Source organism: Pseudoalteromonas sp. SWYJZ19, from assembly GCF_015864375.1.
Lineage (GTDB): Bacteria > Pseudomonadota > Gammaproteobacteria > Enterobacterales > Alteromonadaceae > Pseudoalteromonas > Pseudoalteromonas arctica.
In genome coordinates, this window is sequence record NZ_JADYXI010000004.1 from 47,816 (window position 1) to 71,158 (window position 23,343).

Annotated in this window: 22 protein-coding genes; 8 read left to right on the forward strand and 14 right to left on the reverse strand. The window is 39.4% G+C overall.

The window, feature by feature from the left end; genetic code table 11:
- Positions 1–11: 11 nt before the first annotated feature.
- On the reverse strand, positions 12–1,349 hold the full coding sequence (gene gntU, locus I6F45_RS05320) for a gluconate transporter (protein WP_197159869.1): 1,338 nt from the start codon (positions 1,347–1,349) through the stop codon (positions 12–14).
- Between the two features lie 150 nt (positions 1,350–1,499).
- Here gntU and I6F45_RS05325 point away from each other — a divergent pair, with 150 nt between their 5' ends.
- A complete protein-coding gene (locus I6F45_RS05325; RefSeq protein ID WP_197159871.1) occupies positions 1,500–2,033 on the forward strand; it encodes a gluconokinase in 534 nt (177 codons plus the stop codon).
- Between the two features lie 55 nt (positions 2,034–2,088).
- Here I6F45_RS05325 and I6F45_RS05330 read toward each other — a convergent pair whose 3' ends face one another.
- The 10 genes from I6F45_RS05330 to hisG all read right to left on the reverse strand — a co-directional run bounded on the left by I6F45_RS05330 (position 2,089) and on the right by hisG (position 10,020).
- Positions 2,089–2,277, reverse strand: coding sequence for a DUF1289 domain-containing protein (locus I6F45_RS05330; RefSeq protein ID WP_002960277.1), 189 nt, complete (start codon positions 2,275–2,277; stop codon positions 2,089–2,091).
- Between the two features lie 2 nt (positions 2,278–2,279).
- On the reverse strand, positions 2,280–2,816 hold the full coding sequence (locus I6F45_RS05335) for a hypothetical protein (protein WP_197159873.1): 537 nt from the start codon (positions 2,814–2,816) through the stop codon (positions 2,280–2,282).
- A 119-nt stretch (positions 2,817–2,935) separates the two neighbouring features.
- Complete coding sequence (gene hisIE, locus I6F45_RS05340) at positions 2,936–3,550, reverse strand: bifunctional phosphoribosyl-AMP cyclohydrolase/phosphoribosyl-ATP diphosphatase HisIE (RefSeq protein ID WP_197159880.1); 615 nt, start codon at positions 3,548–3,550, stop codon at positions 2,936–2,938.
- On the reverse strand, positions 3,541–4,320 hold the full coding sequence (gene hisF, locus I6F45_RS05345; RefSeq protein WP_033038393.1) for an imidazole glycerol phosphate synthase subunit HisF: 780 nt from the start codon (positions 4,318–4,320) through the stop codon (positions 3,541–3,543). Before hisF ends, hisIE begins: the two co-directional genes overlap by 10 nt.
- A complete protein-coding gene (locus tag I6F45_RS05350; protein ID WP_002960267.1) occupies positions 4,302–5,036 on the reverse strand; it encodes a 1-(5-phosphoribosyl)-5-[(5-phosphoribosylamino)methylideneamino] imidazole-4-carboxamide isomerase in 735 nt (244 codons plus the stop codon). The genes hisF and I6F45_RS05350 overlap by 19 nt, the downstream gene beginning before the upstream one ends.
- A 33-nt stretch (positions 5,037–5,069) precedes the next feature.
- The gene (hisH, locus tag I6F45_RS05355) at positions 5,070–5,660 is read right to left on the reverse strand and encodes an imidazole glycerol phosphate synthase subunit HisH (RefSeq protein ID WP_197159882.1); all 591 of its coding nucleotides are present in this window, start codon (positions 5,658–5,660) and stop codon (positions 5,070–5,072) included.
- Positions 5,657–6,718, reverse strand: coding sequence for a bifunctional histidinol-phosphatase/imidazoleglycerol-phosphate dehydratase HisB (gene hisB, locus I6F45_RS05360; RefSeq protein ID WP_007580650.1), 1,062 nt, complete (start codon positions 6,716–6,718; stop codon positions 5,657–5,659). The genes hisH and hisB overlap by 4 nt, the downstream gene beginning before the upstream one ends.
- Complete coding sequence (gene hisC / locus I6F45_RS05365) at positions 6,715–7,824, reverse strand: histidinol-phosphate transaminase (protein WP_197100477.1); 1,110 nt, start codon at positions 7,822–7,824, stop codon at positions 6,715–6,717. The genes hisB and hisC overlap by 4 nt, the downstream gene beginning before the upstream one ends.
- Complete coding sequence (gene hisD, locus I6F45_RS05370; RefSeq protein WP_197159884.1) at positions 7,814–9,115, reverse strand: histidinol dehydrogenase; 1,302 nt, start codon at positions 9,113–9,115, stop codon at positions 7,814–7,816. Before hisD ends, hisC begins: the two co-directional genes overlap by 11 nt.
- A 5-nt stretch (positions 9,116–9,120) precedes the next feature.
- A complete protein-coding gene (gene hisG, locus I6F45_RS05375) occupies positions 9,121–10,020 on the reverse strand; it encodes an ATP phosphoribosyltransferase (RefSeq protein ID WP_007580644.1) in 900 nt (299 codons plus the stop codon).
- Positions 10,021–10,440: 420 nt separating this feature from the next.
- Here hisG and I6F45_RS05380 point away from each other — a divergent pair, with 420 nt between their 5' ends.
- Positions 10,441–10,677 carry a hypothetical protein gene (locus tag I6F45_RS05380; protein ID WP_197118969.1) on the forward strand — a complete coding sequence of 79 codons (237 nt, stop codon included), beginning with the start codon at positions 10,441–10,443 and terminating at the stop codon, positions 10,675–10,677.
- A 90-nt stretch (positions 10,678–10,767) separates the two neighbouring features.
- On the opposite strand, the gene I6F45_RS05385 is transcribed toward I6F45_RS05380, so the two are convergent.
- Together I6F45_RS05385 and I6F45_RS05390 are read right to left on the reverse strand one after the other, a co-directional pair.
- On the reverse strand, positions 10,768–12,624 hold the full coding sequence (locus I6F45_RS05385; protein ID WP_165728070.1) for a cytochrome c/FTR1 family iron permease: 1,857 nt from the start codon (positions 12,622–12,624) through the stop codon (positions 10,768–10,770).
- Between the two features lie 283 nt (positions 12,625–12,907).
- Positions 12,908–14,191: a cation:proton antiporter gene (locus tag I6F45_RS05390; RefSeq protein ID WP_197118970.1), complete on the reverse strand. Its 1,284-nt coding sequence runs from the start codon at positions 14,189–14,191 to the stop codon at positions 12,908–12,910.
- 344 nt (positions 14,192–14,535) lie between these two features.
- Between I6F45_RS05390 and I6F45_RS05395 the strand changes: the two genes are divergently transcribed.
- From I6F45_RS05395 to I6F45_RS05405, 3 genes are all read left to right on the forward strand, one after another.
- On the forward strand, positions 14,536–16,452 hold the full coding sequence (locus tag I6F45_RS05395; protein WP_197159885.1) for an ATP-dependent DNA helicase: 1,917 nt from the start codon (positions 14,536–14,538) through the stop codon (positions 16,450–16,452).
- A gap of 9 nt (positions 16,453–16,461) precedes the next feature.
- Positions 16,462–17,163: a tRNA (adenosine(37)-N6)-threonylcarbamoyltransferase complex dimerization subunit type 1 TsaB gene (gene tsaB, locus I6F45_RS05400; RefSeq protein ID WP_024591060.1), complete on the forward strand. Its 702-nt coding sequence runs from the start codon at positions 16,462–16,464 to the stop codon at positions 17,161–17,163.
- Between the two features lie 83 nt (positions 17,164–17,246).
- Complete coding sequence (locus I6F45_RS05405; protein WP_007580633.1) at positions 17,247–17,576, forward strand: hypothetical protein; 330 nt, start codon at positions 17,247–17,249, stop codon at positions 17,574–17,576.
- A 257-nt stretch (positions 17,577–17,833) separates the two neighbouring features.
- On the opposite strand, the gene I6F45_RS05410 is transcribed toward I6F45_RS05405, so the two are convergent.
- The gene (locus I6F45_RS05410) at positions 17,834–19,123 is read right to left on the reverse strand and encodes an alkaline phosphatase (protein WP_166420523.1); all 1,290 of its coding nucleotides are present in this window, start codon (positions 19,121–19,123) and stop codon (positions 17,834–17,836) included.
- A gap of 415 nt (positions 19,124–19,538) precedes the next feature.
- Between I6F45_RS05410 and I6F45_RS05415 the strand changes: the two genes are divergently transcribed.
- From I6F45_RS05415 to rnd, 3 genes are all read left to right on the forward strand, one after another.
- A complete protein-coding gene (locus tag I6F45_RS05415) occupies positions 19,539–20,390 on the forward strand; it encodes an alpha/beta hydrolase (protein ID WP_165727985.1) in 852 nt (283 codons plus the stop codon).
- A gap of 115 nt (positions 20,391–20,505) precedes the next feature.
- Positions 20,506–22,158, forward strand: a complete 1,653-nt coding sequence (gene fadD, locus I6F45_RS05420) for a long-chain-fatty-acid--CoA ligase FadD (RefSeq protein ID WP_197159887.1) — start codon at positions 20,506–20,508, stop codon at positions 22,156–22,158.
- A 51-nt stretch (positions 22,159–22,209) separates the two neighbouring features.
- Positions 22,210–23,340 (forward strand): ribonuclease D, encoded by a 1,131-nt coding sequence (rnd, locus tag I6F45_RS05425; RefSeq protein WP_197118975.1) that lies wholly within the window; start codon positions 22,210–22,212, stop codon positions 23,338–23,340.
- The last annotated feature ends 3 nt before the right edge of the window (positions 23,341–23,343 follow it).

Consider the following 23,343-nt stretch of genomic DNA (forward strand, 5'->3'; position numbering starts at 1 on the left):
ATACTGTAATTTTACAAAAACAGAGAAATAATCATAGCGACAAGTGCGCCAACAGTACCAATAATGGTTTCCATTACTGTCCATGTTTTAAGAGTTTGCATTTCGCTCAAACCGAGATAGCGACTTGCTAACCAAAATCCTGAGTCGTTTACATGGGAGAGCACAATAGAGCCCCCACCAATAGTGACAGCGGCAAGCTGCGCTCCATCAAGGCCTAAAGGCTGAAGCATTGGAATAATTAAGCCACACGCTGTAAGCATAGCTACTGTCGCAGAGCCTTGAATGACCCGCACAGCGGCTGATAATACAAAAGCGAGTATTACAATCGGTAAGCCTGAGCCAGCTAAGTAATTACCCAGTGCCGTACCTACTCCTGAATCAACTAATACTTGTTTAAATACCCCACCGGCACCAGTGACAAGAATAATAATTCCCGCAGGTTGTAAGGCACTACCACAAATTTCCATGATTCTAGCATTAGGGACACCGCGCCTTGCGCCGAGCAAATAAAATGCCATTAGGCAGGCAACTAAAATTGCAGTAAATGGATGACCTATAAAGGCTAACCAATTATATAAATCAGAGTCTTTTTCAACAAAGCGACTACCAATAGTATTTAAACTAATCATAATTAATGGCAGAGCAATTAAACCTAATGCTAATCCAAAACTAGGCGTCCCTTTACCAACTCTTTGGTTATCGTCGATTTGTTCGTGCTGTGGGAGTTCTACATGAATAGATTTAGAAATAATAGAGCCCCAAATTGGACCTCCTATAATCATTGCCGGTATGGCAGCAATAAGGCCAAATAAAATCATATAACCATAGTCAGCGCCTAATTGAGAGGCAACCAAAATAGGCCCTGGCGCAGGAATAAGAAACGCCTGACAAGACGCTATCCCAGCAAGTAGCCCAATACCAATTTTAACAACGCTGCCACCGCCTTTTCGTACCACAGCAAAAACAATACCGATTAAAAGTACAACGGCCACATCAAAAAAGAGGGGGAGGGCACAAATAAAGCCCGTAAAGGTAAGCGCCCAATTAGCGTTTTTTTCTCCAAAACGGTGTAAAAGTGTGTGGGCAATACGATCCAGCGCGCCGGTTTCTTCCATTACTTTGCCAAACATGGCGCCTAAAGCGACCACCACCGCTACAAAGCCTAGCGTTCCAGCCATTCCCTTTTGAATTGTAGCGGCAATTATTTCAGGGCTCATTCCTGAGAATAATCCTGCAATCATAGAAACAAGGATTAAAGAGACGACAGCATGTAGTCGTACTTTCATTACTAAGAAAAGCAATAAAAATATGGAGCCTGCCGCTGTTAGTATTAATGATAAATCTGACATTTTTCCCTACTTATATTCAGTGTGAATTATGATGTTTAGTGTGTGTTTAACTTCACTTTCGCATTTGTTACGGGTAACATGTTACCCGTAACTCAATATAATATATACATTGAAAATAATTAATTATTAAATTAAGGCGAGGGTAAATACATGAGTAACACAAATGTAGGTCGTGTTTATATTGTAATGGGGGTTTCAAGCACAGGGAAGTCAAGTGTGGGTGATGCATTAGCAAAGCGCATTGGCGCTAAATTTATCGACGGAGACGACTTACATCCCAAGGCTAATATATTAAAAATGTCATCTGGGCAGCCTTTAAATGATGCTGATCGTGTGCCTTGGCTAGAAAGAATACGTGATGCTGCATTTAGCATTGAAAAGAAAAATGAAATTGCGGTAATAGTCTGCTCTGCATTAAAAAAGAAATACCGAGAACAAATATGTGACGGAAATATAGGTATTACCTTTTTACATCTTTATGGTGATTTTGAACTGGTTAAAAGCCGTATGCAGGACAGAAAAGGGCATTTTATGCCTGTTGATTTACTCAAAAGCCAATTTGAAGCGCTAGAAGTACCAAAAGAAGATGAGCCCAATGTTATAAATATAGATATTAATAACTCATTCGAGCTAGTAGTCGAAAGCTGTATTAGCGCAACTAAAATGAATAGCCACAACAAGTAAAAAGCTTTTAGTTAATCAGTTAACTGTTACTTTTAACATTTAGGGGCTTTATTTGTTATGAGTTAGCATCTGCTCGTGGTGTTTCTAAAATCGCTTTTTTTTCATCTTCAGATAATATTATCCAATCAAAAATTTCTTCGTTGGTACGCCCACACCCGGTGCAGTAACCGCTGCGCCTTTCGCATATTCCTAGGCAATCAGTTTTAAATTTAGATGGTTTTTTGTTTTGATTTAATTGGCGCATTATTAAAGCCCTAACGGTGGTGCAATTTCAAAGCGAGTATTGAACCCATTACCTTCTTGATTGGTAGAGAGTGTAATGACAGGGGTTTTAGTATCAAGTACAAAGGTGCTGTAAATTGAACTTGCTGTTTCTTTTTGGCTTTCAAACCAACCTGTTGTGGTTAAGCATTGGCGTAATTGCTTAGCCAGTTTTTGATGAGACTTTACGGTTTGCGTTTGTGTATTAACGGGTGTTTGGCATTGGTAGCTTGCTTGCTCTGACTTATTTAAAGTAATCGTACAGCTTGCTCCAATAATATGAGTATTAGTACGCCATTGATTAGTAAACTGGTTATTTACTTTATCTGTTTTGATTGAATTAAAACCAGACTCATAACCATTTATTAGGTTATTTATGGTGCTGCATTCATCGGGTGTTACTGTGGTTTTTACAGACTGATTCGTTGTAGTAGTGGCTGCTGTAGTTGTAGTCTGATTAGTTTTTCTGGTACAGCCCGCTAAAATAAACGCGATAATAAGAGGAATAATATAGTTTTTCATAGTTCACAGTAACCGATTAATTGAGCCTCGCACTATACCATACATAATTTACTCAATTAAAAGCGAAAAACAAAAAGGCCCATAAAATATGAGCCTTTTGTAATTTTCTGTAACAGGTGCTATTTATGGCGACCTTGCAAGCATTTAACTACATCTTCAAGGGCTAAGCCTTGGCGTTGTAGCAATACGGTAAGGTGATAAATTAAATCAGCAGACTCGTTAGTTAGCTCATCGTTATCGTGTTTCATAGCGGCAAGGGCAACTTCTACGCCTTCTTCACCTACCTTTTGACAACTACGGCTTAAGTCTTTTGCAAATAATGAGGCAGTGTAGCTTTTTTCAGGGTCGTCGTTTTTACGCGCTACAATCACATCTTCTAACTGTGCTAAAAAGCTTAAACTTGGTTTTGCTTCATCGCCAAAACAGCTTTGTGTGCCTAAGTGGCACGTTGGGCCTTCTGGGTTGGCAAGTACTAAAATTGAATCGTAGTCACAATCGGTATGCACAGATACTACGTTTAAGTAGTTTTCTGATGACTCGCCTTTAGTCCATAAACGCGATTTTGAACGCGAGTAAAACGTTACCTTATTGGTATCAAGCGTAACGTTTAGTGCTTCGCTGTTCATAAAGCCTTGCATTAAAATAACACCCGAGCGGGCATCTTGAATAATAGCAGGGATCATTTCACTTTTAGCGAAATCGACTTGATCTTGGTTTTGTTGTGTTACTTGCATAATCTTGCTGCCACTTGGTTATCTGTTAAAAATTGTTTTAGTTCGCCAATGTTAATCACATTTTTATGAAAAACGCTGGCGGCTAATGCACCATCTACTTTGCTTTGTTTAAATACATCAACAAAATCTTGCATAGAGCCCGCACCGCCTGAGGCGATTAAAGGAATGTGACATAGCTCGCGAATTTTACTGAGTTGCTCGTTGTCGTAACCGTTACGAACGCCATCTTGGTTCATACAGTTTAATACGATTTCGCCTGCGCCTAAGTCTTGTACGCGTTTAACCCATTCTTGTGTTTTATAACGCGTACGGCTTGATGCATTAGGATCGCCGGTTAATTGATACACTAAATACTCGCCGGTAATTTCATCAAAAAAGCTGTCTATGCCGACTACAACACATTGCTTACCAAACTCATCGTGTAATTCTTTAATAAGTTCAGGGCGCGCAATAGCAGGGCTGTTAATGCTTATTTTGTCAGCACCGCGCTCTAAAACACGCGCTGCATCAGCTACTGATTTAATACCGCCAGCTACACAAAATGGAATATCGATATTGCGTGCAATGCTCTCTACCCAGTTTACATCAAGTAGGCGTTTTTCAACGCTTGCACTGATCTCGTAAAAAACCAGTTCATCTGCGCCAGCTTCGCTGTAGGCTTTAGCCATTGTTAAAATATCGCCAACAACTTCATGACCTTTAAACTTAACGCCTTTAACTACTTGGCCGTCTTTAACGTCTAAACATGGAATTATGCGTTTTGATAACATGCCAGTGCCTCCTCAACGCTAAATGCGCCATCAAGCAGTGACTTACCTAATATAACGCCGCCCACACCTAGCTCTTTAAGCTTTTTAATATCATCCAGTGAGCTTACGCCACCTGAGGCTTGCACTTTAATTGTGCTGTTGTGGCGAGTTAGGTCTTCGTAAAGCTCAAACGATGGGCCCGTCATTGTGCCATCTTTACTGATGTCCGTGCATAAGAAGTCGATAACGCCTAAGCTCACATAAAAATCAACCAGCTCAAGTAAACCAAATTCAGATTCACTTAACCAACCGTGCGTAGCAGGTGCCCAGCCAGTGGCTGTTTTATTTACATCAAGGGCAATAACAAAGTGCTCTGCGCCAAATTGTTCAATCCAGGCTTTTACTTGTTCGCGTTTTTCTACTGCCATTGAACCAATAACAACTTGGTTTGCGCCGGCTTTTAGCCAATCACTTACATCTTGCTCTGAGCGAATACCGCCGCCCACTTGGTACGGTACGTTAAGCGCTTTGGTTGCAGCTTGAATATGTTTCCACTGTTTTTTACTTGGATCGCGTGCACCTTCTAAATCAACAAGGTGCAGTTTTCCTGCGCCGCTGTCGGCGTATTCTTTTAAGCGCGCGCCAAGTTCGAAAGGGTAAAACTGTGCTGTATCGTATTTACCTTGGTACAAGCGCACAATTTGATTTTGTAATACGTCTAATGCTGGAATAATCACAAATAATCTCTTTTTTGTTAGTTAATAGGCAGCTTATAACTGCCAATCAACAAAATTTTGTAATAAACGTGCGCCAACTTTTGCGCTGCGCTCTGGGTGAAATTGCATGCCCGCGTAATTGTCTTTAGCAACAATGGCTGAAAAGGTTTGACCGTATTCGCCGCTAACTAGTGTGGCGTCGTTTACGGTGTGCGCAAAGCTGTGAACAAAATACACTTGCTCATCGAGCGTTAGCCCTTTAGTTAATGCATGTTCTTTGTTAACGCTTAAGTTATTCCAACCCATATGCGGCGACGTTAAATTGCCTACATCAAGCGCTTTTACTTGCCCTGGTATTTTACCTAGGCACTGTACGTTACCTTCTTCGGTGCTTTCGCACAGTAACTGCATACCTAAACAAATACCCATAAGCGGGCGCTGGTATTCATTTATAGCTTGTTGCCAGCCGTTATCTACTAGGCGTTTCATAGCAACTGACGCATGACCTACACCTGGCAATATAGCGCGCTCAAAACCCGTTAATTGCTCTGGTGAAGTAATTACTGTTGGTGTTTGCCCTAAGCGTTCAAATGCAAAACGTACTGAATTTATATTGGCACAACCGGTATTAATTATGGCAATCATAAACATCCCTTAGAGCTGGCTGTTTGTTGGGTTGTGTCTTGTGCTACTGCCATACGAAGGGCGCGCGAAAACGCTTTAAATAAGCCTTCTACTTGGTGATGACAGTTACCGTCGCTTACCGATAAAATAAGGCTAATAGCGGCATTATCACTTAAGCTTTTGAAAAAGTGCTCAACCATTTGTACGTCTAAATCACCGGCTTTTTCGCGGCTAAAGTTAGCGTTTAATACAAATGATGCACGGCCCGATAAATCAATTTGTGCTTCAGCTTTACATTCATCCATAGGAAGCGCAAAACCATAGCGTGCAATTTGCGATTTAGTACCGAGGGCTTGTTTAAGTGCGACACCTAAGGCAATACCAATGTCTTCAACAAGGTGGTGCTCGTCTATGTGTAAATCGCCTTTGGCTTTAATGTTTAAACCAATGTTTGCGTGCGTGCGAATTTGATCAAGCATGTGATCAAAAAAGCCAAGTCCGGTGTCTATGCTGCCATTTTTAGTTTGATCTAAGTTTATGGCTACATCAATTTGGGTTTCTTTAGTGTTGCGTGTAACACGACCTTCGCGGTTTGCAGTGGTCAATTTAGTTACTATGGCACTCCAATCGCCGTCGTATAAAATGCCTTCACAACATAGGTTTTGAGCAAGGCCAATATCAGTTTCGCGGTCGCCAATAACAAAAGAGCGTGCTAAATCTACTTTGCCTGAGCGCATAAGCTCGGTAAGTAATCCTGTTTTAGGTTTACGGCAATCACAGTTTTGCTCGTTAAAGTGTGGGCAAATTAATACTTCGTCAAAGCTAATGCCTTGGCTTTGCATTATGTCCATCATTTTGTCTTGTGCTATGTCAAAATCAGCAGTAGGAAAGCTATCTGTGCCTAAACCATCTTGGTTAGACACCATTACTAAACGGTAACCTGCGGCTTGTAATTGTAATAACGCAGGGATAACGCCAGGTAAAAATGCTAGCTTTTCAAGGCTATCTACCTGTTTGTCGGTAATTGGCTCTTCAATAATAGTGCCGTCGCGGTCGATAAATAAATAGGGGTTACTCATGATACTTCGTTTCCTGCTAAAGATGCTGCGGTAGCTGGCGTTTGTAGGCCATCTAACCAAATTTTTACTTGTTCAAGTTCTTGTTCACTGCCAATTGAAATTCGTAGCCAGTCGTCTTCCCCGTATAGCGTAAAAGCGCGCATAACCAAACCTTGCTCAAGTGCAATTTTAAAATAGTTTTTATCGGCTAATTTTAAAGTAACAAAGTTACCTTCACCAGTGAGAATTTTTAATGCAGCAGGGGAGGCGTTTAGCCAATCCACTAATTTAGCTTTTAAGCTATTTAAAATAGTCACTTGGCGACGCATTGATGTAATTGCATCGGGTGCAATTGCTTGCGCTGCAATGCTTGCTACTACGCCAGATACCGGATACGGCGCGATGACTTTACGAATTGGCGCAAGAGTTGCTGCTTGTGCAAGCGTAAAGCCAGTTCTAAGGCCTGCAAGCGCAAAGGCTTTAGAAAGCGTACGCAAAACCACTACATTACTAAATTCATTAATAAGCTTAGTCGCGCTTTGCTCTGGGCAAAACTCTATATAGGCTTCATCAACAATAACTAATGCAGAACCCGCAAGTGCTGTAGCAATCGCTTTTACTTTATCAAGTGGTGTTAGGCTGCCCGTTGGATTATTTGGGTTACAAATAAATACTAGTTTTGAGCTGCCAACAGCGGCGACTATTTCGTCAGCACTGCCACTTAATAATAATTCTTGGGTAAGCGCGTTAATACCAACGTTGTGTGTATCGGCGGTAACTTTGTACATACCGTAGGTTGGTAAAAATAGCGCAATACTATCTTTAGCTGGCTCACAGTATGTGCGCACTAAAAGCTCAATGCCTTCATCTGCGCCGCGCGTCATTAATACATTTCCGCTTTCAAGCTCTGTATAAGCGGCGTAACGGTCAATAACCAGTTGCGGTTGTGGATCAGGGTAGCGATTTAAATCCTCAATACTCAGTTCAAGGTTTTTAGCATAAGGGCTTTCGTTAGCATTTAGCCACGTAGTACCGGTTAGCTTTTCACTTTTTGCAGAGCTGTATGCAGCAAGGGCTGCAATATTCTTAGGTAATAAGCTAGACGCTTGTGCGCTCTCATTGCTCATTTTTAATTGCCTCTAAACGAATTGAAACCGCATTAGCGTGGGCATCAAGGCCTTCTGCATCTGCAAGTGGTAAAATAGCTTTCGAAAGCTGCGTTAAACCACTTTTGGTAATTGTTTGCACTGTGTATGTACGAAAAAAATCAAGTAAGTTTAAGCTCGAGTATGTTGCACTGTAACCATACGTTGGTAACACGTGGTTAGTACCCGATGCGTAATCGCCTGCAGATTCTGGTGTGTAGTCACCTACAAATACTGAGCCTGCATTTTTAACTTTATCTAGGTAAGGTGCTGAATCAGCTAATTGTAAAATTAGGTGCTCTGGACCGTACTGCGCTGATACGTCAAATGCCTGCGCAACTGAATCAACTAAAATAAGCGATGAGTTAGCCAGTGCTTTTTCGGCTGTGTCTTTGCGGCTTAAGTTAGCTAACTGGCGTGTAAGCGCCTGTTGAGTTTGTTCTATAATATTTTCGCTGTTACATAATAAAATAACTTGCGAGTCTGCGCCGTGCTCTGCTTGAGAGAGTAAATCGGCGGCTATAAATTCTGGGTTCGCACGTTCATCTGCAATAACTAATACTTCAGACGGACCTGCTGGCATATCAATTGCCATACCCGGTATAGTTTGCGCAACAAGCTGTTTAGCCATTGTTACAAAGCTATTACCTGGGCCAAATATTTTGTTCACTTTAGGAACCGATTCGGTGCCATACGCCATTGCTGCAATTGCGCCTGCGCCACCACTTTCTATTAACGTAGTGATACCACATAACTTAGCTGCATATAAAATAGCAGGGTTAATGGCTTTATCACCTTGTACTGGTGTAGCAAGTACAACAGTTTTTGCGCCGCTTAGCTGTGCTAATACACCTTGCATAATAACCGACGATGGCAGTGGAGCACTGCCACCGGGTACATAAATACCGACTGCTTCGATGGCTTGATATTTCAGTTCACATACAACGCCTGGTTGGGTCGATAATTTAATATCTTTTGGCAATTGCGCTTCGTGAAAACGTTTAACGTTTGCATAAGCGGTATCAATTGCGTATTTAAGCTCTGCACTTAGTGCTTGCTCTGATGCGTTAATTTCATCAAGCGGAACACATAAGCGAGGGTTAGATCTATTATCAAACTCTTTAGCCATGCTAAGTAAGGCTTCATCGCCTTGCTCTTTTACGTTAGCTAAAATAGTTTTGCATATAGCTTCAACCTTGGCACTGGCAGAAACTGCAGGGCGCATTAGCGCCGCTGCTTGTACTTGTGAAGATTCCTCATTCCAACGAAGCATGGCACTTACTCCATCATTTTTTCAATTGGCATAACTAAAATAGAGTTAGCGCCTAGGGCTTTTAACTGCTCCATTGTTTCCCAAAATAATGTTTCGCTGCTTACCATGTGTAGTGCTACGTATTCATCGTTACCAGCAAGGGCAAGTAGAGTAGGTTGACCAGAACCTGGTAAAATTTCACAAATTTCATCAAGTTTGTTTTTTGGTGCGTGTAGCATGATGTATTTGCTTTCTTTAGCTTGTCTAACACCACGTAGGCGCGGCATAAGCTTATTGATTAGTGCTAGTTTGTCAGCATCTTGAAGATCTTTATTTTGAATTAAACACGCGTTTGATTCTAAAATTGTTTCGCCTTGAATTAAGCCGTTAGCTTCAAGTGTTGCGCCAGTAGATACTAAATCACAAATTGCATCAGATAAACCCGCACGCGGTGCTACTTCAACAGAACCCGTAAGCATTACTGTACTTGCGTTAATGCCTTCGCGCTTTAACCACTGAGTTAAGATTTCTGGGTAGGTAGTCGCAATACGTTTGCCTTCAAACCAGCTCTTATCGCGAGCGCCAAGCTCTTGTGGCCATGCAAGTGCAAGACGACAGTAACCAAAGTCTAGTTTTGAAAGTTTAGTTACTTCACTTGGAACACCTTGTCGTTCACGTTCTGCTTGAACTTCTACTAGTACGTTTTCGCCAACTATGCCTAAGTCACATACACCGTCCATTACTAAACCCGGAATATCGTCATCGCGCACACGTAGTACGTCAATTGGCATATTAGTTGAGTGTGCAATTAAGCGTTGTTCACGAAGGTTAAGTTTAACACCTAACTGTTTTAGCAGATCTTGACAATCTTTAGATAGGCGGCCACCTTTTTGGATGGCGATACGTAGACGATTACTGTTGTTCATTATTCATTTTCCTTTAATTTAAAAACTAAAAACCCCGAGGGGAACCTCAGGGCGAAAATGAATCAATGTTATTTGAATCGCCAGAGGTTCCTTTTAGGAATAACCTCTCAGCGAAAGACCTGACAGGTTATTCCGGTGAATGGTGGTGATGATGTACTGTTGTCAGGTTTAAGCGCATTTTTTATCCTATGTAACTGCCCGTTGTTTTGTTAACGTGCAGTTGTTATCTGTTTAAATAAATTTCGCATTCATAAAAACATAAACAGCTATATTATGGCAAGTTTTTTTTAGCTTAATTAAAGCATATGTTATAACTGTCGATAATATTAAGGTAATAAGCGCAATTTTAGCGAATAATTGTTTGTTTATTATTCAAATTAAGCATTTTGACAATCAAACAGTTAAAATAAGGAAGTATGTATGGATATTATGATTCCTTATTTAGGAAGAATAACTAGGCTAGAAGTTGAGACAAAAAGTGCTTTTCATATTGCGGGTGTGCAAAGTGGCGCTGCGGCTGAAAAAGTTGAACTAGAGAATAAAAAAAGGCGTGAGTTACAAAAAAAGAAAAATCTCAATATGCTTGATGATCAAAATAATAAAAAAAAGTCTAACTTAGATGGGGACGAAAATCCCCATTTAGATACATGGGCATAGGTTACAGTTAATAGTTTAAAGTTATTTGTAGATTGCTAGAATTCAAAAAGGGAAGCCTATTTACTAGGCTTCCCTTTTTTGTTGAACTAATTACTTCTGGCTTTTACTTTTGAATATATAAAAGCTAAATATAGCGAATACACAAACTTGAGCCGCAATACCTTGCCATGTCGATTTTATACCAAGCCATGCAATATCAAAGCTCATTGGTAGTGACGCAATACCTATTATATCGGCCTCTTGTAGTGCAATAACGGCTTTGCCCATAAGCACAAATGAGAGTGCAAATAATAGGTAAGTGGTAATTGCAAAAAACTTAGCAACCGGTAATTTAATTGAGTATTTAATTAATACCCACGTAATAATAGCCAGTATTGCTACACCGATGGCAAAACCCGATGCAATAGATGAATATTGAGCCGGCGAGCTTTGTGTTAATAATGACTGGTAAAATAGTACGGTTTCGAATACTTCACGGTATACGGCAATAAAAGAAAGCCCTGCTAACCCCCATAATGTACCCGACTCAAGACGCTTATCTATATTGTCTTTTATGTATTTTTGCCATTGTTGCGCACTGGTTTTACTGTGCATCCATACGCCAACATACAGTAAAATAACAGCGGCAAATAATGCACCTGCACCTTCCATAACTTCGCGACTTGCACCACTTATTTCTATTAATGTTTGCGCAGCAGCCCATGTTAAGCCACCTGCAATAAGTGCGGTTATCCAGCCAACATGTACATATTTAAGCGCATCTTGACGTTTAGTTTTAATAAGTACGGTCATAAGGGCAATAATAACGAGGAGTGCTTCTAAGCCTTCGCGTAGCAATATAACTAAACTTGCTGAGAGGAGTGCACCATCAGTTAGTTTGGTTTCGTTTAGCATGCTATCTGCTTTCGCGAGTTGAGCTAGCGCCGCACTTACTTTATCGCCAACGATGGCAGTATCTTTCTCGTTTTTGAAGGTTTGACGCAGGTTCATCAGTTGTACTTCGATGTTTTTACGCAAAGCTTCGTCGTAAGCATTTAAGTTATTTTCAACAAGTTCAAAGCCATCTAAGTATGCGCTAATTGCTAAGTCACTCGCTTGAGAGTAATTACCTTTAGCATGCGCGGCTTGCGCTGCAAGTAACTGCGTTCGAGTAACCGTTATCGGATTTTTTTTACCGGTAAATAATTGCTCTGGATTACCACGTAACCATTTAACGTAGTGTGCTTGCGCTTCACTTTGACCTGCCGATAATTGTGCAGGGTTTAGGTTTACAATTTGCGAAGCGGTAACATTTTGATCTACATTTTGCGGTTTTTTAACGTCTTTAAATGCCAAGCTACCAACATAAAAAGCTAAAGACCAACGTTGTTGTTCGTTAAATTGAGTAAACGCAACCATTGGCGTGTCGTTAATACCATTACTTACAGCGTCAAACAAACCCATTAATGAGCGGTTAGTTGCGCGTTCTTCATCGGTAAAGTTGGTAGGCTCTGGTGATAAGTTTTTTGCAAGCGGGCCGTCGCCTTGACCACTTGGGCCGTGACACATTGAACAGTTAGCAGCAAAAAGCGCTTTGGTTTGCTCAACAGGTAGTAGTGACGTAGGTAACGATAGCTGCGGCATAAAGACAAGAAGTGATTCACGAAGCGCAGAGCTTGCTGCGCGTACATCGGCAACGCTTGCTTTATTGGCAATCGCTGAATGCAAGGCTTTAGCTTGTACCTTTACTGTGTCGAACTCATTTGTTTGGCTTGATAGCTGTCCAGCTTGCTCAATAATAACGTGCGCAAATTCAGTCATTTCTTGATATTCGTCGGGGTCGAGTATTTCACCATTCCCAACAGCTGCTACGTAATCAACACCTACGTACTCTGCAAGCTGTGCAATTTGCTTTATTTTTATTTGTTGATCGGGTGAGGCAGAAACGCTAAAGCTTGCCGTCATCATGATCAAAAGTGCAAAAATGAAATTAAGCTGACGCTTGCTTACAGACACAAAGTTAATAAACATGTGAGAATTATTTATGGACATTGAAAAGCCCTGCAGAGGAAAAGCCAAAATTATAATTGTTTTCATTTGCATTTCAAGCAGATTAATTTAAACAAAGCAGATAAATAAAAAGGATAACAATTTATATAACTTTAAAGTGTTTTTGTAACACGAGAGTAACAGTAACCAAGTGATTTTTATAATAACTTGGTTACTGAATGTGTTGCGGACAAAGTATTTATTACTTGGCTTGCTCAGCTGACTTAATGCTGCTTTGAATAAGCGGCGAAATAGTTAAGCCTTGTACAATAATAGAAAATATAACCACAACGTAAGTAACAATAACGATTAAGTTATGTAGGTCTGAACCGCCTACAAAAACTTGCTCGCGTGGTATAGCTGCGGCCATTGCCAGTGCAAGGCCACCACGTAGTCCACCCCAGGTTAAAATTTTAACACTGTGTTTATCGTAAGTCCTAAAGCGTTTAAAAATTACAAATGGTGCGCCTACACTTATAAAGCGTGCAAGTAATACCGCAGGTACCATTAATAAGCCTAAACCTATTTCGCCAATAGTGATTGGCATAGTAACTATCAACATACCTATTATTAAAAACAGTAGGGCATTTAAAAAGCTGTCGGTTGCATGCCAAAAGTCTTTTACGTAGCGTGTGTCTTCAGGGCCTGTGCGCTCAGTTGCTTTAGTGCGGGTGATATTACCCATTAATATGCCGCTCGTTACCATAGCAAGTGCGCCAGATATTTCCCAAATATTTGCAGCAGCAAAACCTGCGGTAGGAATCGTTAAGGTAATTAATAAGCGAATGTTTACATCGCGGCTATTAATAATTAAAAAGTGGCCAACTAATGCAATGACTAAACCAAATGCAATACCCCCTATGGCATCAACAAAGAATAGCTCTGCTATGTCGCCAAATTGTGCATCGGTACCATAAAAAGCAACTGAGAATATAGTGGTAAATATAACTAAACCGATACCATCGTTAAATAGCGACTCACCTTCTACTTGAACTGAAATACCTTCTGGTGCTCTCATTTGTTTAATAATAGCAAGTACAGCAATAGGGTCGGTTGGACTAATAAGCGCGCCAAACAATAAACAATAAATAAAAGGAACATCAAAACCAAAAACGGGGAATAAATAAAAGCTTAAATAGCCCACTATAAATGTGGAAGCAATGGTTGAAAATAATACCAGAGCAGTAATTTCCCATCGCTGCTTACGTAGGGCAAGTAGGTTTATTTCGAGCGCACCCGCGTAGAGTAAAAACCCCAACATGCCTTTAAGTAATAACTCGTTAAAGTTAATACTGGAAACAATTTGGGTCATTGCTAATGCATTTTGATCGCCTAATAATTTAACTGCAATGATCAGCAATAAAGAAATAACCACAGAGCCCGTTGTAATGGCAATAGTAGTTTGCATTTTGAGGATGTACTGGTTTGCAAAGGCTATAAATATTGCAATTGCAGAGAGAAAGCAAATGAGGTACCAAGCATTCATTGATTAACCTTAACTATTTTTTAAACGACACACAAAAAGGAGGATTATAAACCCGCGTATGGTACTCCTGTAATATTTGAGAGTCACAGTATTTATACCTTTATATCGCTTTTAATAAGGATTATTTTTAGTAAGAGTTAATAACAAATTAGGCTTTGTAAATATTGTCATCAATAAATTAAATGTACGTTATAAATACAGAGTGTATTGTAAAATCGAATAATGAATCACTCCCTAAGCTCGAATAATAAAACGCACGTTAACCCATAAAATAAAAGTGCGTTTTGTAATTACTTGCCCTAAATGCTTTGCTTACGTAAAATCCCGCTATTATTTATTTTAAAGTGATTGGTATTATCAAACAGCTGTTTAGTGCAACCGGACCTTTGGCGTCATCGTTAGATGGATATACGCCTCGCCAACCACAAATTGATATGGCTGTAGCCGTTGCTGATGCATTAAAAAACAGTTCGCAATTAGTTGTTGAAGCAGGCACGGGTACTGGTAAAACATTTGCCTATTTAGCGCCTGCACTCAAATCAAAAGGCCGAACGATAATATCGACTGGCTCTAAAGCCTTACAAGAGCAGTTATACCACCGCGATTTACCTCAATTAGTAAAAGCGCTTAGTGCTTCTAAAAAAACCGCCTTATTAAAAGGGCGTGCCAATTACTTATGCACCTACCGACTAAACCAGCATGTTGCGCATGTACCTACTGACGACTCTGATGTAATGCACCAACTAGCCATGGTGGCTAAGTTTGCCAGTGAAACGCAGTCAGGCGATTTAGCCGATTGTATTGGTATAGAAGATGATGCCAAAGTGCTGCCTTATGTAAACTCAACAGCCGATAATTGTTTAGGCAAAGAATGCCCAGACTTTCAAAGCTGCTATATACGTAAAGCACGTTTAACTGCGGCCGATGCTGATGTGGTTGTTATTAACCACCATTTGTTTTTTGCCGACATGGCCGTAAAAGAAAGTGGCTTTGCTGAACTTATGCCAAAAGCCGATGCGTATATATTTGATGAAGCCCACCAGTTAAGCGAAATCGCCAGTGATTATTTTGGTGAGAGTATTAGTACTAAAAAGCTGGTGGATTTAATTAATGATTTACGTGCTATTTATAGAGCCGAAATTCCCGATATGCTGCAGCTAGGTAAAAGCTTAAATAAGCTTGAAACAAGCGTTGCTGATTTACGATTACAGTTTGGTGTTGATGGCAGTAGAGGCGATTGGCGAGAAAAGCTAAGCGATAAACAAATATGCGCGGCACTTCATCGTGTGATCAGTGATTTAGATTTTGTTTATCAAGTACTTAAACTTTGCCTAGATAGAAGCGACAAAATTGAGCATCCGTTTGAGCGTGCACTTGCGTTTAAAGGGCAGTTAGAGCGGGTTTTTGATACTGCTCAAACCGGTTTTAGTTACTGGTATGAAACAACGCGCCGTTATTTAACTATTAATATAACGCCATTAAATGTATCAGCTAAATTTGCTCAAATGATGCAAGACACGGGGGCAGGCTTTGTATTCACATCAGCAACACTTTCGGTCGACAACAAACTAGAGCATTTTAATGCAAGCCTCGGTTTAAAACCAAAGCAAAGCATGATGGTAGATAGCCCATTTGATTACCCTAATCAGGCGCTGCTGTGTTTACCGCGTTACTTACCTGAATCGCATGCTGATAATATGCCGCATGCGATTGTAAAATTAACACTTGAGCTTATAAAGTCAGCGCAAGGGCGTTGTTTTGTGTTATTTACGAGCTATCGAATGATGCACTTAGTTGCCGAAGGGCTCACCACACAAATAGACTACCCAGTTTATATGCAGGGGCAAATATCTAAGCGTATTATTTTAGAGAAATTTACCCGCCATGGTAATGCGGTATTACTCGGCACGGCTTCTTTTTGGGAAGGTGTTGATGTACGCGGCAGTACACTAAGCTGTGTTATTATAGACAAATTGCCATTTGCAGCCCCTGACGATCCATTGCTTCAAGCTAAAATGCAAGATTGCCAAATGCAGGGAAAAGACCCTTTTTCACACATACAATTACCGCAGGCTGTTATTGCGCTAAAACAAGGTGTAGGGCGTTTAATTCGAGATAGTAAAGACAAAGGCGTACTTGTAATATGCGATAATCGCTTAGTTACACGCCAATATGGCCAAGTATTTTTAAAAAGCTTACCGCCGATGCGCCGCACGCGAAGCTTAGAAGATGCCAATACATTTTTAAAACAAATTAATTAGAGTAATAAAATGATCAAAAGTAATATTCTTGCCCTTGATGCTTCAACTGAAGCACTTTCAATTGTTTTACATTTTCAGGGCCAAACATTTCATCATTTTGAAGAATGTCCGCAGCAACATAGCCAAAAAATACTTCCACTTGTGGATGAGCTATTAACTAAAGCAAACTGTAAATTAAAAGACTTAGATGTCATTGGTTTTGGGCAAGGCCCGGGTAGTTTTACTGGTGTGCGTATTAGTGTAGCAATAGCACAAGGTTTAGCGTATTCAACTAATTTGCCGCTTGTAGGTGTGTCTACTTTGGCTATTATGGCGCAACAAGCGTTTGAACAAAACGGTAGTCTTAGTGTTTATCCAAGCATAGATGCACGCATGGGCGAGATATACTTTGCACATTACCAAGCGCAAAATAATCTAATGCTTTTAGTTAACCAAGAGTGCGTTATAAAACCTGATTTACTAAACAATGACTATATAGCGACCAGTGAGCCATCTGTAGCGGTGGGCACAGGCTTTAAAACCTATCCTGATGCGCTTAATGACTTTGAAAACGTGACAATTAATACTGATATTACATTGCCTGATGCGCGTTATATGTTAGCGCATGTTGAAGCCGCGTTTTTAGCGGGTGACGTTGTAAAAGCGAGTGACGCTCAACCTAAATATGTGCGCGATACGGTAACGTGGAAAAAGCTACCAGGACGTGAGTAGCCATATCTTGAATTCAAGTATTATTTGCAAATTGGTTGTTTTTAAATCATAATTTTATGCAATATTAAGGTTGGAGACGCGTAATGACGCTGCCTATTGGTTCAGGTTTTTTTACCGGAGATATTCCGGGTAGGGTTAGCCCTACTAAAGTTGTTACTAATAAACCACAGAGTTTATTAGACCAGCCGGCTGCTCAAAAAACGAATACCGATTATGTAAAAAGCAGTGTCGAGGGCGTCGAACTGGCTAATCAACTGTTTAAAAGCAGTGCTAAAAGCAATGAATACAGCCAAACAATTTACGACCAACCGACAGCTCAAGTAAGTAAAGCGATTTCTACTTATACTGAATTTGCCAATTTAGAACGCAGAGCCGAAGTACAAAATTTAATAGGCGTTGATATATACGCTTAAAGCTCATTCAAACGTTTTATACCAACCTACATAAATCTTTGATCAATTTAACGGATTAAATTGCACTATAACGTCGTTAAAAATTTTTTATTTAGAACAACTAGATACAAAAATTTTTGCCTAGTTCTAGTGTAATTTTCTTAACGTTAAATAGACCCCGTATATAAGCAGGTTGGTATTAGATAAATACAGTGATAAAATTTAATAAAAAGCCCGAACATATGTTCGGGCTTTTTGTGTTCAAAACGAAGCAAAGATTACTGTTCAATAAAGCCGATTAGCTTATCTGCAATATCAGTATTATTTTGTGAACCAATAAATTGATCACTGCCTTTGCCATAAGCAAATACTTGAACGTCTACAGCGGTGTGTCCACCGGTTGTCCAGCCAGTAAAGCTCGCATCACTAATAATACTTTTAACAGCTAAATTAAGCGCTTTTTCGCCCATTTTTTTAGCTTGCTCAAGTTTGATTTGGTTTTCAGTTGTAAATTCAATATTGGTGTTAGCAGTCCATACTGGTTTTAAGTCTTTAGACTCCATAAGTTTGTCTGTTAACTTACTAGCCGTTGCCTTAACACCTTTAATTACGTCTGTTTCCCATTTAAATTGGCCGTGCGAACCAATAGTTAGGCCGCCCGTTGAGTGATCGGCTGTAACCACAAGTATAGTGTCTTTATTTTTATCAACGTATGCTTTTGCTTTTTCGATTGATTTAGCAAAGTCGTCCATTTCAGCCATCGCACAGGCTATATCGTTAGAGTGACCACACCAATCAATTTGGCTGCCCTCAATCATTACAAAAAAGCCTTCTTCGTTTTGGTTATCTAGTAAACCAAGTGCTTTAGATGTTAACTGAGTCAGGCGAGTTGGGTTTATATCAAGTGCAAATGGCAGGCCTTTGCTTGCATACAAACCTATGGCAGGTATTTGTGTAATTTGGCCCAGATTATTAATATCGTCGCCATATTGGTAACCTGCGGCTTTAAATTCTTCAACTAAATTACGGTCATCTCGAATAAAATATTTAGTACCGCCACCAAGCATTAAATCAACGGGTAATTTACCAGCAATCTTATTATCAATATAATCGTTGGCAATATCATCGTAGTTGTAACGAGATTCATTGTGAGCTGTAAAACTCGCTGGTGTTGCATGATTTATTTGTGACGTTACAACAAGCGCTGTTGTCATACCGCGCTCTTTTGCTATTTCGAGCATGGTTTTAACTGGCTTTTTATCTGTATCTACAGCAACCGCGCCATTATAACTTTTATGACCGCTACTAAGCGCTGTAGCACCTGCTGCACTGTCAGTTACATAAGTATGGTCGTCAGGGTAGGTATGCGCCATGCCTTTTAAAATAGTGTCAAAAACCGTACCTTCGACTTCTTTTGTTGCAGGGTCATCTTTAAAATAGCGATAAGCCGTGGTGTAAGCCGGACCCATACCGTCACCAATCATATAAATTACATTTTTAGGTGCTGATTCTGCGTAAGCACCAGAAGCGGTGCATAAAAGTGCCAATAAGCTGATCTGTTTTTTCATGGTTGTACCTTATGAGTGTACCTTATTTAATAGCCGCTGATATTGTATACAGATAGGATGATAAATAAATGAATATCTGAGATATTTATAATTTATACTTTGATTTTATATACATAGAATTGTAGTTAACGCTGTTAGTTCTATTTATTTAAATTATACTAGTTATAAGCTATCTATATATGGTGCTCTCACCTTTTATTTGTTTAAAAGGTACTCAATATTAATATGTTAAAAAACCTTTGCTTATCACACCATTTTTAAGTTGTTGAAAATATTGAGTTTGGTTTTCTACTCAGTGCTATATTTGATACCAGGAAGATAATTAAATCGTGAATTTCGCACCATTTCCTAAGTTAGTGGTCTGACAACTTGTATGCTATAAATAATGATGCTCTAAATTAATAAAGGACTTACCATGCAGCCGTTTAATATTGAAACCAATAATTTAAATATTCATGGCTTAAAAGTAGGTTCAGGGAACGAAATAGTAATAGCGCTACATGGGTGGTTAGACAACTGCCATAGCTTTATGCCAATGTTAAACAACGTTAACCCAAAGCACACTTGGTACTGCATTGACTTTGTTGGGCACGGTTTATCGAGTTGGCGAAGTGATGACGCACACTATTATTTTATTGATTATATTGATGATGTGTACCAACTTATAAATGCGCTTGGTGTTAAAAAAGTACATTTAGTGGGTCATTCAATGGGGGCTATGGTTGCAGGACTTTTGGCTAGTTGTTTTGGCGATTATGTTAAGTCTGTTACCTTTATAGAGGGTATTGGTTGTGTTACAACGCCAAGTGAAGGTGTATGCGAACAGCTAAAAAGTGCGGTATTAAATAGAGCGCGTTTAAAAAATAAAAAGTCGAGAACTTATAAATCGAAAGAACTTATTTATGAAGCACGTGCTCAAACAACCGATTTAAATAGTGAGCTTATTACGCTCTTAATGCAGCGAAATATAAAACAGACTTCAGATGGTTTTACGTTAACAACAGATCCAAAGCTTAAAAATCACTCAGGTTTTAGGTTTGATGAAGCGCAATGTATTGGTGCAATAAAAGATTTAGCTGCACCATGTCAATTAATTTTAGGTAACGAAGGTTATTCGTTTGTAAAACAAAATTTGGCAAAGTATATTAGTTATTACAATAACTTGAAGGTAATTGAAGTAGAGGGTGGGCATCATTGCCATATGCAAAGTAGTGAGTTATGTTTTGAGCATATTCAAGACTTTATGCTGCAAAATGGTGCATGTTAATTGTAAGTTTACGTGAAATGTGGGATTATTCCTGCATTAGAGTATTTGCTCAATTGTTAAAGCGCCTTACTTAGATTAAGGTTAATAAAAATATAATTATAAACAGGGGCTAAGAGTGGAAAAAATCTGGCTTAAGCGCTACCCAGAGGGTATGCCTGAAACAATCGATCCTGAGCATTACAACTCGTTACTCGAAGTGTTCGAAAAAAGTTTTTCTGATTACAAAGATCTACCTGCATTTACTAATATGGGTAAAACGTTATCGTATGACGAAATTGACACCGCAACCAAAAAAGTTGCTTCCTATATTCAAAATGATTTGGGTCTTAAAAAAGGTGACAAAGTTGCCGTAATGATGCCTAACTTACTGCAAACACCAGTCACAATTTTAGGTGTTTTGCGTGCAGGTTGTGTGGTTGTAAATGTTAACCCACTTTATACTGTGCGCGAATTAGAGCATCAGTTAAAAGATTCCGACACTACCGCTATTTTCATTCTAGCAAACTTTGCTGACACGCTCGAAAAGTCACTTGCTCATACCGATGTTAAACACATTGTAGTAACGCAAGTAGGCGATATGGTTGGCGGGCTTAAAAAGCATATAGTTAACTTTGTTGTGAAGCACATTAAAAAAATGGTGCCAAAATTCAACTTACCGAACACAATTAACTTTTCAGACGTTTTAGCTGCGGATGAAGCTAAATACACGCGTCCTGAAATGAGCTTGTCTGATCTTGCTTTTTTACAGTACACCGGTGGCACAACAGGTGTATCTAAAGGTGCAATGCTTAGCCACGGTAATATGGTCGGTAACCTTGAGCAAGTTTCAGGTTGTTTAGATAAAGTGTTAAATCGTGGTACAGAAGTCGTTATTACTGCTTTACCGCTTTATCATATCTTTGCTTTAACAGCTAATTGCTTAACGTTTATGAAATACGGCGGCTTAAACGTACTTATTACTAATCCACGTGATATGCCTGGGTTTGTTAAAGAGCTTGGCCAACATAACTTCACCGCTATTACTGGCGTAAACACACTATTTAATGGTTTATTAAATACTCCAGGTTTTGCTGATCTAGATTTTAGCCACTTAAAAATGTCGTTAGGCGGTGGTATGGCGGTTCAACGTCCTGTTGCCGAAAAATGGCAAAAAGTGACTGGTTCAAAACTAATGGAAGGCTACGGACTTACTGAATGTGCTCCTTTAGTTACTATTAGTCCTTTTGATTTAAAAGCATACAATGGCTCTATTGGTTTACCTGCGCCTAATACCGATATTAAGTTAATGCTTGATAATGGTGAAGAAGCCGCAAAAGGCGAGCCAGGTGAGCTTTGGGTTAAAGGCCCGCAAGTAATGGTTGGTTATTACAAACGACCAGATGCAACCGCTGAATGTTTAAAAGACGGCTGGTTTGCTACAGGTGATATTGCGACTTATGATGATGAAGGTTTCTTCTTTATTGTAGATCGTAAAAAAGACATGATCATTGTATCTGGCTTTAATGTTTTTCCTAATGAGATTGAAGAAGTAGTGGCTATGCACGAAGGTGTACTAGAAGTAGCCGCTATTGGTATTCCTCATGATGTAAGTGGTGAACAAGTTAAAGTTTTTGTTGTGAAAAAAGACCTTTCTTTAACTGAAAAAGATATAATAAGTCACTGTCGTGAAAATTTAACTAATTACAAGGTCCCCAAACTGGTAGAGTTTAGGGATGAGTTACCTAAAACTAACGTAGGTAAGATACTCCGAAGAGCCTTGAAAGATTAGCAACCTATAAAAAAGCCGACATATGTCGGCTTTTTTATTGTAGGAGATTAAGTGCAATACCAATTGATCGAAACCCAAAATCAACTGAACACTTTTGTTGAACAAATAAAAAACAAACCTATTTTAGCTATCGATACTGAGTTTATGCGTCGTCGTACTTTGTATCCTGAAGTTGCACTTATCCAAGTTTTTGATGGTGAACACTTAGCACTTATAGATCCATTAGCTGAGCTTTCACTATTTGATTTTTGGGAAATACTAAAAGATCCCGCAGTTTTAAAAGTACTGCATTCTCCTTCAGAAGATATTGAAGTTTTTCAAAAGTACGCAGGCTTTGTTCCAGCCCCGTTATTTGATACACAATTTGCATTACAATTACTTGGTGAAGGCAACTGTATGGGTTTTGCCCTTATGGTAAAAGAGCTGCAAGGTATTGAAATAGATAAAAGTGAGTCACGCACTAACTGGCTGCAACGCCCGTTAACTAAAAAACAATTAGACTACGCGGCTGCTGATACTTTTTACTTATTACCGTGTTTTGAGCTGATTATCGATCGCATTAATGCCGCTGGCTTCTTTGACATTGTAATAAACGAAAGTGAATTGATTGCCAAAAAACGTGCATTTCAAACACCTGACGAGCTTTTATATAAAGATATTAAAAATGCATGGCAACTTAAACCGCACGAACTAGCTGTGTTAAAAGAGCTTGCTGTATGGCGAAGAAATAAAGCTATCAAGAAAAATTTGGCACTTAATTTTGTGTTAAAAGAACATAACATGACTGAAATTGCCAAACGTGGTCCTTCAAGTTTAAACGCTCTACGTCAAATTCCAGGAGTTGAAGCTATTGAAGTTAATCGCTCTGGTGTCGATATAATAAAGTGTATTGAAGTTGCTAAAGAAGTCCCAGATGCTGAGCATCCAGATGTACTTAAGCGCTTAATTGATTTTCCTACCTATAAAAAAGTAGCGAAAGATATAAAACAAAAAATCACTAAAGTAGCTAAAGAGCACAATATACCAGAAGACGTTATGGCCTCTAAAAAGCAAATCAATCAATTGATTAGTTGGAATTGGAAGTTAACGCCTGATCAAAAACAGAGTCATATAAAGCCTGACTTACTGAGCTCTTGGCGATATACCTACGTTAAAGATGCTTTAAAAGAGTGGGATACTTAACGC

Excerpts from the sequence above, each read along its gene's own strand:
- I6F45_RS05410 (WP_166420523.1), bottom strand. The coding sequence starts at position 19,123 with ATGAAAAAACAGATCAGCTTATTGGCACTTTTATGCACCGCTTCTGGT.
- I6F45_RS05385 (WP_165728070.1), bottom strand. The coding sequence starts at position 12,624 with ATGATGACGGCAAGCTTTAGCGTTTCTGCCTCACCCGATCAACAAATA.
- I6F45_RS05380 (WP_197118969.1), top strand. The coding sequence starts at position 10,441 with ATGGATATTATGATTCCTTATTTAGGAAGAATAACTAGGCTAGAAGTT.
- gntU (WP_197159869.1), bottom strand. The coding sequence starts at position 1,349 with ATGTCAGATTTATCATTAATACTAACAGCGGCAGGCTCCATATTTTTA.
- I6F45_RS05390 (WP_197118970.1), bottom strand. The coding sequence starts at position 14,191 with ATGAATGCTTGGTACCTCATTTGCTTTCTCTCTGCAATTGCAATATTT.
- hisIE (WP_197159880.1), bottom strand. The coding sequence starts at position 3,550 with ATGCAAGTAACACAACAAAACCAAGATCAAGTCGATTTCGCTAAAAGT.
- tsaB (WP_024591060.1), top strand. The coding sequence starts at position 16,462 with ATGATCAAAAGTAATATTCTTGCCCTTGATGCTTCAACTGAAGCACTT.
- I6F45_RS05325 (WP_197159871.1), top strand. The coding sequence starts at position 1,500 with ATGAGTAACACAAATGTAGGTCGTGTTTATATTGTAATGGGGGTTTCA.
- I6F45_RS05405 (WP_007580633.1), top strand. The coding sequence starts at position 17,247 with ATGACGCTGCCTATTGGTTCAGGTTTTTTTACCGGAGATATTCCGGGT.
- hisG (WP_007580644.1), bottom strand. The coding sequence starts at position 10,020 with ATGAACAACAGTAATCGTCTACGTATCGCCATCCAAAAAGGTGGCCGC.
- hisD (WP_197159884.1), bottom strand. The coding sequence starts at position 9,115 with ATGCTTCGTTGGAATGAGGAATCTTCACAAGTACAAGCAGCGGCGCTA.
- hisB (WP_007580650.1), bottom strand. The coding sequence starts at position 6,718 with ATGAGTAACCCCTATTTATTTATCGACCGCGACGGCACTATTATTGAA.
- I6F45_RS05335 (WP_197159873.1), bottom strand. The coding sequence starts at position 2,816 with ATGAAAAACTATATTATTCCTCTTATTATCGCGTTTATTTTAGCGGGC.
- I6F45_RS05330 (WP_002960277.1), bottom strand. The coding sequence starts at position 2,277 with ATGCGCCAATTAAATCAAAACAAAAAACCATCTAAATTTAAAACTGAT.
- hisC (WP_197100477.1), bottom strand. The coding sequence starts at position 7,824 with ATGAGCAATGAGAGCGCACAAGCGTCTAGCTTATTACCTAAGAATATT.
- hisF (WP_033038393.1), bottom strand. The coding sequence starts at position 4,320 with ATGTTATCAAAACGCATAATTCCATGTTTAGACGTTAAAGACGGCCAA.
- I6F45_RS05415 (WP_165727985.1), top strand. The coding sequence starts at position 19,539 with ATGCAGCCGTTTAATATTGAAACCAATAATTTAAATATTCATGGCTTA.
- hisH (WP_197159882.1), bottom strand. The coding sequence starts at position 5,660 with ATGATTGCCATAATTAATACCGGTTGTGCCAATATAAATTCAGTACGT.